Below are 12,312 nucleotides of genomic sequence, written 5' to 3'. Positions count from 1 at the left end.
TACATTTTTATCTGATTTGCTTTTGCTGGTGTAGAAGAGGGAAAAGATATAGAAGCATAAATTGAAACTTTAATCAGCCCCCACCTAATTTCTTTGCTTTCGCTGAATTTTGAGGTGGGGATCTTACTGCCCGTTAATGCGGGATAAAAGAAAACCGCCTGAAATGATATGTACTTGAATAGTAGTACATAAAAAATACAAATAACAATAAATTAAATATCGTTAAAACAAAAAGGAGATGTCCCAGGCATGGTACTAGGACATCTCCTTTACTTATCTAAATTCTACAAAGCACTATCAATTAAACAATTATTAAATATATCTTCTATCTAAAACATCGTATTATCATTAGCTGCTTCACTTGGAATCTCTTGAATTACATCCCAGTGTTCGACAATCTTTCCATCCTTGATACGAAATATATCCACTATAGCAACTCCCTTATCTTGAGAATTAGTACGAGAATGTACATGAAGAGCAACTGTATCCCCTTCAGCTACTACACGTTTAATCTCTGCAGAGGAATTAGGATTTTTAACAAAATCCTCCTTAAAGAAATCCATGAAGGCTTTTCGTCCATCAGCAACAAAAGGATTATGTTGCTTATAATCTTCGCTAACATATTTAGGGATAATATCGATATTATGTTTGTTAAAAACTTCATTATAGAAATCAACTACCATCTTTTTATTCTTTTCATTTTCTTTTACTTCTTTTGATGCAGAAGCGACATTTTCGCTCTTAATTGAGTTCCCTTTGTTATTACCGGTGGAAGCTTGATATACCAAAGTCGAAACTACTCCTAAAATAAATACAGAAATAATTGTTATGATTAAACTTTTCTCTAATTTCATATATACCTACCTCTTCTACTTAAATAAGTTTTCTTCTATAAAAAGCTTGAAGAAGGAGAAACCTTCCCCAAAATGTAATGTCAGAGGTAATGTTAGGAATTTCATTTATCCTAACCTCCCCCTATACAAGGCATATTAGAAACGATTCATTCTAACTTAATACCTCATTAACAGTTGCACTGTCCACAATTTGAATAAACTTCTTAACCTTATCGTTCTCATCAAACTTATAAAGGTGACAAAAATCTGCTATGAACGATTTCCCTGTAGCTTTATATGTCCCACTATATTTTCCATACACGATAACAGTATTGTTATTAAAAGCATAGATTTCATCTTTAGCGCTATAGTCATCCCATTCTGTGCCAAGACGTTCATGTACGTTTTTCACTACTTCATCTGGACCTATATAAGTACCTGCATATGGAAACCCAGCAGCTTCTGTCCAAGATACATTTTCACTTAAATACGTTTTGAACGCATCCAATTTTCCTTCGCCAGTTAACACATACGTTTCATGTAATAGCTTTTGATATTTATTCATATCATTAACCCCAAGGCATTTCTTTTGTTACAACTTTTGCACTTAATTCTAATACACCTTTATTTGCATAGCCTGGATATGCTGCTTCAAGTTTTGCCACAAAATCTTTTGAAGTTCCACTTTCCTCAGAAGCTTGAACCGCAGTTCTTAGATAATCCATTGTCGCAGTAAGTGCTTGATTATTTAGGGATTTTTCAATTGATCCATGGCTAGGTACAATTATGTCAGCATGTAACGCTTGTAATACTTTCAAGTTCTCAATCCACGCCTCCATAGTCGCTTTTGAGCTAGTATCCGCTAAGAATACATGTATTTCGTTAAAGACATCAATACCACCAATTAATACTTTTAGTTCTTTATTAAATAGGCTAGTTCTGTAATGATCTAAGCCTACTAGTTCAAATGTTAACCCCTGAAAATCAATCACTTTTTCTTTAAACACTTGAGGTAATACCACGTTACTTGGTGCATTTTCTCCAAGGGCGTCTTTCCAAACTTTTAATTTCCCTAAGACAGAATGAACGATATGTTCAACAGTAGACTCTGTTGCATACGCTATAGCTTCTGGGTAAACGGCTTTAATGCTCTCTAATCCAAAGTAGTAGTCTGGATCCCCATGAATAATAAAGATTTTATCTAAAGATAAGTTATTTTTTTTCAGATACTCCACAATTTCTTTCGAATCAGATTGAGTAAATTTTGAGTTTATTAAAAATGCATGTCCTGCTTTCTCAACTAATGTTGCTGTGACCATAAAGCTTTTTTCGTCCGAACTAAACACCGTTAATTTCACATCTTTTTGATTTGTATCGATTGTTTTAAACATAGTATGTTATTCTCCTTTTGTTAAAGTTATTAACTAATTATCATATTTTTATCTTGTTCCGATAAAGTGAAACTTTAATCAGTGGGGGTTTTGTTCATCCCCCACTGATTATTAGCCCACACCAATCGGACTTTTACGGACAGTTGATCCCCCACCTAACTTCTTTGCTTCCACTGAATTTTGAGCTGGGGGTCTTACTGCCCGTTAAAGCGGGATAAAATCTCCCACTCCCATTTATCTGAAAGTGTAATAGTACTGGCGAATATTCCGGAGATGAATGTCAGGTGGCTTAAGATAACATGTTTGCTACTATATCCTAAATTTTCTTAATATAAATTTTTAAAACGTGCTTCAATTTTATCCGGCGTCATTACGCCACCACCAATAGGAATAATTTGATTATCCTTTTGTAAAAGTAAGGAAGGATAGCTATTAACACCAAGCTGTCGAACTTTATTAAAATCATTTTGGACATCTATTATTGTTTCTTGAGCGTTTAAACGTTCTAATACTTGTTCAGGGTCCAAACCATGCTCGATTGCAATTTTACGATATGTTTCAGGATCACTCAGACTTTGGCCCTCATAATAAAACGCTTTTTGCATAGCCGAAGTGAATTCTAATAAACGGTCTGGCGCTAATGAGCGTAAAGCTGAAAAACCAATTGCAGCATCTTTCGAATTCATTTTAAAAGTCCCTTCCTCCACCAATTTTTGATAGGAAGGACCAAATTCAGCACCTGTAAGTTGATTAATTCTTTTATTTCCTTCTTCTATATATGAGAAGTGTTTCATTGGTAAATTATCCAAAAATAACCCTCCACATAAAACCGTTAATGGTACTTCAGTGTGGTTTTTGTAAAATCCTTTAATACTTTCTGAAAAACCATAGCACCATCCACAATATGCATCCCATACGTAAATAAGATTATCTTGTTTCGTCTCCATTTAAATCTCCTACCTTTTTTTTATTATCCAGCTCAACTAAATTTTTGGTTTATATAGGTACATCTTTTTATACCTTATTCTTTTTAGATACCTTACTATATTTCCCCAAAACTAATATTTCCAAAGAAAGATCCACCAAGGTTTTTAACAAAAGATAACGTTTCACCTTATTGCCCCGTAACAGAAAGTACTAAAGCTTAGAATATGCATCGATTTGAATGTGTTAGTAACTTTCTACACCGGGTGGCAACGTATGGACCACCATCCTTAATTAAATATATAAATCATATTTTTAGCAGATATTAGTTGTAACTAAATTGATTACATCTTTATGTAACCATTTTAGTTACAACTAATATAGAAGTCAATTCTTTTTTTCGAAAACATTAAATTTCTACATTATAACGAAATTCTGTGTTAACTTGTAAAAAAAAAGAGGAGCCATCTCCTCTTCATAAATAAACACTATTTAATTTGTTCCTTATACTCATGGTTAACAACTACATACCACTTTCCTGTATCAAATTTTTCTTTATTAATCACGTAAACTTTATTTTGTCTCTTTACCTCCCCTGGTTTTAATTCCTTAGTAATAGTAGAGGTCTCACCTTTTTCAACCGCATAACTACTAGCTGCTAACACATCACTTTGATAAGCATTATCATTTTCATCCACTAAATCCACTGATGGTAAAACGGCTAATTTCATCGGTTCGTTTGTGATATTTTTCCCTTCTGCTTCTACAACAATAAAGACATGTCCATCTTCAGGTTTTTGGAATCCTATACTCTCTTTACCAACCTTATCTCTTTCTACAACTCTTTTTACAGTTACATCAAATTTAGGTGTATGAAAATCCTTGTTTACAGCATACTCTTTTTCTTTTATTTTTGATTTCTCTTTTGTTTGTTCTGTATTTTTCTGCTTTGTATTCTCTTTCGTTTTCGCCTCATCAGTTGTTTGCACTTTCTTTTCTTCTTGTTTAGAATTGGTTTCTTTAGATTCTGAAGAAGTTTTGTCGGATGTATTGCCGCAACCAGATAAATTGAATACTAAAGCGCCACCTAAAATACATGTAGTAAATTTTTTCAACATCTCTTTTTATCCCCCAATAACACGATATGTAAATTTCTTACTTATCATAGCAAAAAATATGATCTTAAATTGTTGTATCTTGTCGAATGATTAAGAATAATCAAGTTACTCCACGTCCTCTTTTATTATAAAGGGAAATATAACGTCTATAAAACCTGCTATAATAGGTTTTTACACCCTTAGCATACAATTTTTCACTTTCGGTAATGTGCCCCCTATTTGAAAGGTAATTGAAATATTAAGACCAACTGATAGAGGTGTTTATGTGGAATTATTTGAGTATTATAAAAAAAAGGGAAAGTTGAAATGTTTAATTGGAACTGGGCTTTTTCTTTATGGATTAATTGGTATGTATAATACTTGGGGTAATATTAATTGGGGACCAGTAATCTTAATTATTATAGCTTCTCTTGTATTTTTTAGTATTGGATTTTGGCAATTAAGAAAAGGAAATTTACTCGAAAAAAATATAATTAAAAATGATTTAACATTTTGGGATATTGATACTTATGTTTTGTTAGAATTACCCGGCAATAATAAACATTTAGGTTTATATACTCCTGATGGAAGATATGTAGCAGGAACAAAGATGATTTCTTCAACATTACCTATTTTAAAAAATAAAGAAGTTTTTGGATTGGAAGCAAGTGATGGAGAAATCCTTGCATATTTTCAAAGTGAAGTTGAAAATTATGATTGGGCTATTTATGATTCGAATTATAATTGTGTAGGTATGTTTAAAGAAAATATGATACAAGGATTTGGAATGGTACGTGGTTCCTTGATGAATGAAAAAGAGATAAAAATTTCTGAGATAGAAGTGGAATTTGATTTTTTCGAAACGTCTTTTCGTACAATGGATGATCGTATATTAATAAACTGCAAGAGGGGATATATGCCTTTAGAATGGAGTGAAAGATTTGGCTTAAATGTACCGATTATTAGATTAGGTAATAATATTTCTAATGCTGAAAAAATATTTGGTTTAGGTATTCTTCTTTATATTTTAGAAACAATTAAAGTAAGAAAAAGTAGGATTTTTAATGATTAGAATTAAATATTTATATTATAAAATTTATTGAATCTTTTATTAGGGATTACATCGCTGAAAGTAAAATATTGTATACTTCGGAATTACTTTACGTTCACTTCTTGGAATTGATGAGCATTTGTTATGCTAGAACCAACTGGAAATGGAAACGGCAAGCGAGTATACTCCGCTTGCCGTTTTTTCATAGCTTCGTATGTATTTGAATTCCTTTCGCTTTCTCTTCTTCACCCTTCACACGTACAATTAAATCATATGATCCGGATTTTGGCGCTTCAAAAGAAAGCAAACCTTCTTTTTGAGAAGTGACTTCTTCTTCATAAATGACCTTATCATCTTTTGTGACTTGCAATAAAATCGTACCTTCTTCAACTGCTGCCTCATAAGGAATTTCCACATTTCCTTTTTCAGCTTTAAGCGTTTGTACATCGTAATACCCCTGCAAAGAACCAATTGTTAAAGTCGTTTCGCCATTTTTTTGAACCTTTGTGACTTTTGTTGCTGTATTACATGCGCTTAACAATACAACAAGAGTGAAAATGAGAAATGAACGAAGCAATTTCATAGAGAGTCCCCCTTCCATTAAATATATTAAGGATAAAATATACAATCTAACATATCATTACAATTATAGTTGAAAAATAAGGAAAATTATATAACAGGAAATGCAACTATAAACAATCACTGACCATTAGTCTACAACCAATCCCACACCCCAACACAAAAGAAAAAAGCACCAGGTCCCCCCTAGTGCTCTCCCTCTAAAACAAATGACAAGCCACTTCATGCCCTTTCGCAATCTCAACCATCTTCGGTACTTCCTGTGCGCATTTTTCAGTGGCGAATTTGCAGCGCGTTCTAAATTTGCAGCCGGACGGTGAGTTGAGCGGGCTTGGAACTTCCCCCTCTAGGATGATCCGTTCTTTACCTGTGTTTGTTGGATCTAGTTCTGGCATAGATGAGAGTAGTGCTTGTGTGTATGGATGTGCCGGTTTTGTGTATAAGTCTTCGCTGTCGGCAATTTCTACTATGTTTCCTAAGTACATGACTCCGATTCGATCTGATATGTGTCTTACCATCGATAGGTCATGTGCGATGAATAAATATGTGACGCCTGTTTCTTCTTGAATGTCTTGCAGCATGTTTACGACTTGCGCTTGGACTGAGACATCTAGTGCTGAGATTGGTTCGTCACATAGGATAAAGTCTGGTTTTACAGATAGTGCGCGCGCGATGCTAATGCGCTGGCGCTGGCCCCCGCTAAATTCGTGCGGGTAGCGATATAAATGTTCTTCTTTTAAGCCTACCTTTTTGAGCAGGTCTAATATGATTTCTTTTTGTTCTTCTTTTTCATAAGATCCATGAATGTTCATTGGCTCACTAATAATTTGGAATACGTTCATTGCCGGGTTTAATGATGCGTATGGATCTTGGAAAATGATTTGCATTCGTTTTCGATATTCTTTTAGTTCACTTTCCTTTAAACTTGCGATATCTTTTCCGTCAAATAAAACGTTACCTGAAGTGACATCGTGTAAGCGAATGATACTTCTTCCTGTCGTTGATTTTCCGCAGCCAGATTCTCCTACTAACCCGAATGTTTCACCCTTTTTAATAGTGAAGCTTAAGTCATCGACTGCTTTTAATTGCTCTGTTTTTCTGCCGAATAGTCCTTTTTTAATAGGAAAATACTTTTTTAAGTTCCGAACTTCAATTAAGTTTTCTTCATGCATGTGAATCACCTACTGTCTTATCGTTTAACCAGCACATGGAACGTCTTTCGTTTCCGATTTCAAAATATGGCGGACGTTCTTTTTCACAAATGTCCATCGCATGCGGGCAACGCTCTGCGAATGGGCAACCTTGTGGTGGATTTAATAAGTTTGGCGTTACACCTTGAATAGGAGCGAGTCTTTCTTTTACGCCGTTCGATATTTTTGGCAGAGAGTTTAATAGCCCTTTCGTATATGGATGATTCGGCGATTGGAAAATATCAAGTACAGGTCCTTCTTCCATAATAAGCCCGCCGTACATAACGATGACGCGCGTACAGTTTTGCGCGACAATTCCTAAGTCATGCGTAATAAGAAGTAACGCCATATTCGTTTCGTTCTTTAAGTTTTTCATTAAATCTAGTATTTGCGCCTGTATCGTTACATCAAGTGCAGTCGTCGGTTCGTCAGCAATAAGAAGGTCTGGGTTACAAGACATCGCCATTGCGATCATAACCCGCTGCTTCATACCACCGCTTAGTTCATGCGGATATTGTTTTACCCTTTCTTCTGGTGACGAAAGACCGACTTGTTTTAACAAGTTAATCGCGATCTGCTCTGCTTCTTTCTTTTTCACTTTTTGATGACGTATAATTACTTCCATCATTTGTTTCCCAATTTTCACGACCGGATTTAGCGCTGACATTGGGTCTTGAGAGATAAGTGAAATTTGATTTCCTCTAATAGAACGTAATTCTTTTTCAGATTTAGAAAGTATGTTTTCATTATGAAAAAAGATTTCCCCTTCTTTCACTTTTCCTGGTGACGTAACGAGAGACATAACAGACTTCGCCATTACACTCTTCCCGCTTCCAGATTCCCCAACGATACCGACTACTTCTCCTTTATTTAAGCGAAATGTAACGCCGCGAACCGCTTCAACTTCGCCACTTTCTATGAAAAAAGAAGTCTTTAAATTTTTCACTTCTAGTAGTTTTTCAGACACGCTTCTCACTCCTTTCACTTAACACTTTAGTTTTCATGTCCGGCTCCTTTTGGTGCGAAAGCTTTCTTCAATGCTTCACCAATTACGTTAAAACTCAGTACCGTTAAAAGGATAAGGAATCCTGGGAAGAGCGTTAAATACCAAGCTTCACCAATATATCCTTGCGCATTGTTTAGCATGCTGCCCCAAGAAGAATCTGGTTCTCTAATACCTAAACCTAGGAAACTAAGTGATGATTCCATTAAAATCGATGTCGCAATTGTTAATGTCGCGGCGATAATAATGGTTGATAAAATGTTAGGAATGATATGTCTTACAATAATCATAAGTGATTTTTGTCCTGATACTTTTGCGTATAAAACGTACTCACGCTCTTTTACAGATAACGTTTCTGCCCTTACAATGCGCGCGGTGTCCATCCATGTTAGTAATCCGATAATAAGAACTAACGTCGTAATTCCTGGTTTTAAATACGCATTTAATAGTAGCATTAAAAAGAATGATGGAATTGACATCAGTACTTCAACAACTCGCATTAAAAAGTTGTCTAACTTTCCGCCAAAATATCCGCTAATTGTTCCAACTGCAGTACCGATTGTAATAGAAACAACCATCGCAAGGAAACCGACCGCAAGTGAAACTCGTCCGCCATATAACGCTCTCGTTAAGTAATCCCTTCCGTAATCATCCGTTCCGAAAGGATGACTCATACTTGGTTCTTGTAAGCGATCTGGAATCGACATTTTGCTAGGATCGTACGGCGATACGAATGCGAATATTGATGCAACCGTTAAAATCGCAAGTATTATAACTCCCATTAGTACAAACTTATTTTTCGTAAAACTACTTTTTATCGTTTGAAATCTCCTATTATTCATTCCAAATCACCCCCTCATTCGAATGCGCGGATCTACTACGCCATATAAAATATCAGCAATTAAGTTACCGAGAATTAACATGAATGATGATAGTAATGTAATTGCCATGATAATCGGATAATCAAATCTAAAAATAGCATTTACCCCAAGTGAACCAAGACCCGGCCATGAAAATACTGTTTCCGTAATGAACGCTCCGCCTACTAAACTTGGAATCGATAATCCGAAAATTGTAATGATCGGTATTAATACATTTCGAAGTACGTGATTAAATAAAACTGTTTTCTTTGAAGCGCCGTACGCATATTGAATTTGTACATATTCTTCTTCTAATTGCTGAATCGTACTTGAACGAATATATCTCATATAAACAGATACGTTTTGGAACGCTAACACCATGCAAGGTAAAATACCGTGTTGCACAATATCCCAGACAGAATCTTTACCTACGGTGCGCATACCCATACTCGGAAGTAGGTTCAATTTTAAAGAAAATAAGTAGACTAATAGTAGTGCAAACCAGAAAACCGGCATAGAAATACCAACGTATGAAATAAAGTTTACAATGCGGTCAAAGAATGAATTCTTTTTCACACCTGTAAATAGTCCAAGTGGTATTGCGATTACGAATGAGACGAGTAAAGATGATCCCATTAACCCAATTGTTGCAGGTAATCTTTCTGTGATAAGTTCCAAAACAGGACGATGATTTTGAAGTGAGTAACCAAAGTTTCCTGTTAAAATGTTTTTTAACCATAAAAAATACTGCACGTAAATTGGTTGATCTAGTCCTAAACTTTTGCGAATACGCTCCACATCAATTGGACTCATGTTTGGCGTTACAAAGTTTCGAACGGGATCCCCCGGCGCTAGCTTTATTAATAGAAAAGAAATAATAGAAATAACAAATAAAAGCGGAATTGCATTTAAAAGCCTCTTCGCAATTACTTTATACACAAACTTCCCCCCTCAAGCTAAAGAAGCTGATTTCCACCAGCTTCTTTATTGTTTCTTATTTCACTTCATAAATCTTAGATAGATCTTCAAACATTGTGACAGGAATTGCTTTCGCTTCTTTTAATCCATCAAACTTTTTATCTACTGCAATAACTGCTTTCGGATACGCGATTGGTAGATAAGGTACGTCTTCTCTCGCTGTCTCTTGAATTTTATGGTATAGCTCTGCACGTTTTGTTTTATCTGTTTCAACTGCAGCTTCTTCCCATAACTTATCGAAATCAGCGTTTTTATATCGTGCATAATTGTATTCAGCATTACTTAGGAATAAGCTCTTATATGAATCTGGCTCAGGTCCCATTATGTAACCACCAAATGTAATGTCATATTCTTTATTCTCTTTATCTAAGCCTTTTTCACTTGCTGCACTAGCATCTAATGCATTTAGTTCAACTTCTAAGCCAACTTCTTTTAATTTTTGTTGTGTATAAAGCGCTAAGCTTTCCATGATTTTGTTATTCGTTACATACATCACACGTACTTTTTCTTTATCTTTCACGCCAGCTTTTGCTAATAAATCTTTCGCTTCTTTTTTATCATACTTATAGTCTTTAATATCTTTCGCATAATACATAGCGTCTGGCGTTAAGATTGAATTTGCTGGTTCTGCAAATTCACCCGAAACGAATGCTGAGTTAATCATTTCTTTTTTATCTAACGCATGCGCAATTGCTTGGCGCACTTCTTTTTTCTTCATCAAATCTGTATTCATGTTATAAGATAAGTAGAATAATCTACCTTCAGGGAATGTCACCATTGAGAAGTTCCCAGTGCTATCTAGTTTCTTAAAGTCTTGCGGCTCAATCATCTTCATGTTGATTTGACCATTTTGCAGTGAAACATTTGCTGTATTACGGTCTTTTACAACTCGGTATACGATAGAGTCTAATTTAGCTTTCCCACCTACATAATCATCGAATCGATCTAATGCAACGTACTCATCTGATTTATATTCTTTAAACTTAAACGGACCTGACCCTACAGGCTGTAAGTTTTTCTTACTCTTCGCTAAATCTGCTTCCCCTTCAAATACATGTTTCGGAATTGGGAAGAAATCATTCATCACACCTTCAAAAGATGCACTTACTTGTGGTAAAACGAATTGAGTTGTTAACTCATCTACCTTTTTCACCTCAAGCGGCTTTCCTTTAAAAATAAAGTTTTCACGACTTGAGCTATTTTGCTTCTCATCTAAAATAGATTGGAATGTAAATGCTATATCGTCTGATGTAATTTTCTTACCATCATGCCATTTCAAATTATCTTTTAATTTCAATGTCCACGTTAATTGATCTTCTGAAGGCGTAAAGCTCTCAGCAAGAACAAACTTTTTCTTACCATCTTCCATATGATATAGCGGCGCATATAAAGCTTGCTGCACAGTTAATGACACACGATCATTCGCATAAAGCGGATTCATCGTATCTGGATTATCGCTAACACCAATCGTTAACGTTCCTCCATCTTTCGGAGTCCCTGATTTACTAGTGCCCGCTTGCTTTGAAGAATCTTTTTCCCCAGAACAAGCCGCTAATGCAATAAGTAGTATTAGAACAAATGGTAATGCAAATAACTTCTGTTTCATCTTTCGGCCCCCTCAAACTAGTTATACCCATAAGAAAACTCGGAATTAATCCCGAGTTTTCTTATAAGTTTTAAATTACCACTACCTGTATGTAAAGTCAAACTTTTTTGTAAAACTAGAAAGTTTGAAATCTATTAATGTATTCTTGCGATAAACTATATTTATAAGGATGATAAAATAAAAAACCTCGAATAGATGGCCTCTTAAAATGAATAAAAAAACTAGAAACTTACAGAAAATACCTCTAAAATGATTGTTATATATGACCGAAAATATAGAATGGGATTAAAGACAAAAAACACATTTAGGAGGTTATCATGACATTTGATGAATTGAAAAAAAATAAACCAACAACCTCATGGGTTGAGTATGATGAAGATGGGGAATTTTTTACTGAAGAAAATATAAGTGCAACAAATACAGTTCTTGACACTTACATTAACAACTTACAGCGATTAGGAGAGAATCCAACCGAAGTCGAAGTAATGCAAGTTGTTAAAGAGGTAGTTATTAAATTAAATGAATTAAATATCGAACATGACCATTTTATCGAAACAATGGAAAGAGAAGATCTCTATGAATTTATCGATACAGCAGCACGAATAGCTGGCTTAGAATCCGAGGAAGATATAACAGAAGAATGGCGTGAATGGTAAAAAGTTGCATCTCTAATAATTAGAGGTGCAACTTTTTTCATATACCAATCGAATGAATGATTTGATGTCCGCGCAGAATTCATATATTTCAACATAATATTAAAAGGCTTCAATTATAAATACTAGCACACCCATCCTGACAAA

The 12,312-nt window shown here is 34.9% G+C and carries 13 protein-coding genes; 2 read left to right on the top strand and 11 right to left on the bottom strand.

What is annotated here, in order from left to right:
• Window positions 1-329: 329 nt before the first annotated feature.
• From MR112_RS20515 to MR112_RS20495, 5 genes are all read right to left on the bottom strand, one after another.
• Window positions 330-854, bottom strand: a complete 525-nt coding sequence (locus MR112_RS20515) for a nuclear transport factor 2 family protein (RefSeq protein WP_000764208.1) — start codon at window positions 852-854, stop codon at window positions 330-332.
• A 151-nt stretch (window positions 855-1,005) separates the two neighbouring features.
• Entirely contained in the window at window positions 1,006-1,398 is a 393-nt protein-coding gene (locus MR112_RS20510; RefSeq protein WP_001046359.1) for a nuclear transport factor 2 family protein, read from the bottom strand.
• A 4-nt stretch (window positions 1,399-1,402) separates the two neighbouring features.
• Complete coding sequence (locus MR112_RS20505; protein WP_025686887.1) at window positions 1,403-2,224, bottom strand: MBL fold metallo-hydrolase; 822 nt, start codon at window positions 2,222-2,224, stop codon at window positions 1,403-1,405.
• A gap of 326 nt (window positions 2,225-2,550) precedes the next feature.
• Complete coding sequence (locus tag MR112_RS20500; RefSeq protein ID WP_000448615.1) at window positions 2,551-3,171, bottom strand: DsbA family protein; 621 nt, start codon at window positions 3,169-3,171, stop codon at window positions 2,551-2,553.
• A 465-nt stretch (window positions 3,172-3,636) separates the two neighbouring features.
• Window positions 3,637-4,266, bottom strand: a complete 630-nt coding sequence (locus tag MR112_RS20495) for a hypothetical protein (RefSeq protein WP_000913402.1) — start codon at window positions 4,264-4,266, stop codon at window positions 3,637-3,639.
• Between the two features lie 265 nt (window positions 4,267-4,531).
• Between MR112_RS20495 and MR112_RS20490 the strand changes: the two genes are divergently transcribed.
• Complete coding sequence (locus MR112_RS20490) at window positions 4,532-5,317, top strand: ABC transporter ATP-binding protein (protein ID WP_071740892.1); 786 nt, start codon at window positions 4,532-4,534, stop codon at window positions 5,315-5,317.
• Between the two features lie 181 nt (window positions 5,318-5,498).
• On the opposite strand, the gene MR112_RS20485 is transcribed toward MR112_RS20490, so the two are convergent.
• The 6 genes from MR112_RS20485 to MR112_RS20460 form a co-directional block, all read right to left on the bottom strand.
• Complete coding sequence (locus MR112_RS20485; protein WP_000771854.1) at window positions 5,499-5,879, bottom strand: BA_1872 family lipoprotein; 381 nt, start codon at window positions 5,877-5,879, stop codon at window positions 5,499-5,501.
• Between the two features lie 196 nt (window positions 5,880-6,075).
• Window positions 6,076-7,047 carry an ABC transporter ATP-binding protein gene (locus MR112_RS20480; protein WP_000544123.1) on the bottom strand — a complete coding sequence of 324 codons (972 nt, stop codon included), beginning with the start codon at window positions 7,045-7,047 and terminating at the stop codon, window positions 6,076-6,078.
• Window positions 7,040-8,032: an ABC transporter ATP-binding protein gene (locus MR112_RS20475; protein ID WP_074554171.1), complete on the bottom strand. Its 993-nt coding sequence runs from the start codon at window positions 8,030-8,032 to the stop codon at window positions 7,040-7,042. The genes MR112_RS20480 and MR112_RS20475 overlap by 8 nt, the downstream gene beginning before the upstream one ends.
• A gap of 26 nt (window positions 8,033-8,058) precedes the next feature.
• Window positions 8,059-8,910: an ABC transporter permease gene (locus tag MR112_RS20470; protein WP_001065302.1), complete on the bottom strand. Its 852-nt coding sequence runs from the start codon at window positions 8,908-8,910 to the stop codon at window positions 8,059-8,061.
• A 6-nt stretch (window positions 8,911-8,916) separates the two neighbouring features.
• Window positions 8,917-9,867, bottom strand: coding sequence for an ABC transporter permease (locus MR112_RS20465; protein ID WP_000278778.1), 951 nt, complete (start codon window positions 9,865-9,867; stop codon window positions 8,917-8,919).
• A gap of 55 nt (window positions 9,868-9,922) precedes the next feature.
• Window positions 9,923-11,512: an ABC transporter substrate-binding protein gene (locus MR112_RS20460; RefSeq protein WP_000810663.1), complete on the bottom strand. Its 1,590-nt coding sequence runs from the start codon at window positions 11,510-11,512 to the stop codon at window positions 9,923-9,925.
• A 317-nt stretch (window positions 11,513-11,829) separates the two neighbouring features.
• Here MR112_RS20460 and MR112_RS20455 point away from each other — a divergent pair, with 317 nt between their 5' ends.
• The gene (locus tag MR112_RS20455) at window positions 11,830-12,168 is read left to right on the top strand and encodes a hypothetical protein (RefSeq protein ID WP_000141782.1); all 339 of its coding nucleotides are present in this window, start codon (window positions 11,830-11,832) and stop codon (window positions 12,166-12,168) included.
• Window positions 12,169-12,312 lie beyond the last annotated feature (144 nt).

The sequence above is a fragment of the Bacillus cereus group sp. BfR-BA-01330 genome (genome assembly GCF_022663885.1).
GTDB lineage: Bacteria > Bacillota > Bacilli > Bacillales > Bacillaceae_G > Bacillus_A > Bacillus_A cereus.
Note: the sequence above shows the minus strand (reverse complement) of the source record. Positions and strands in the feature narration are given on the sequence as shown.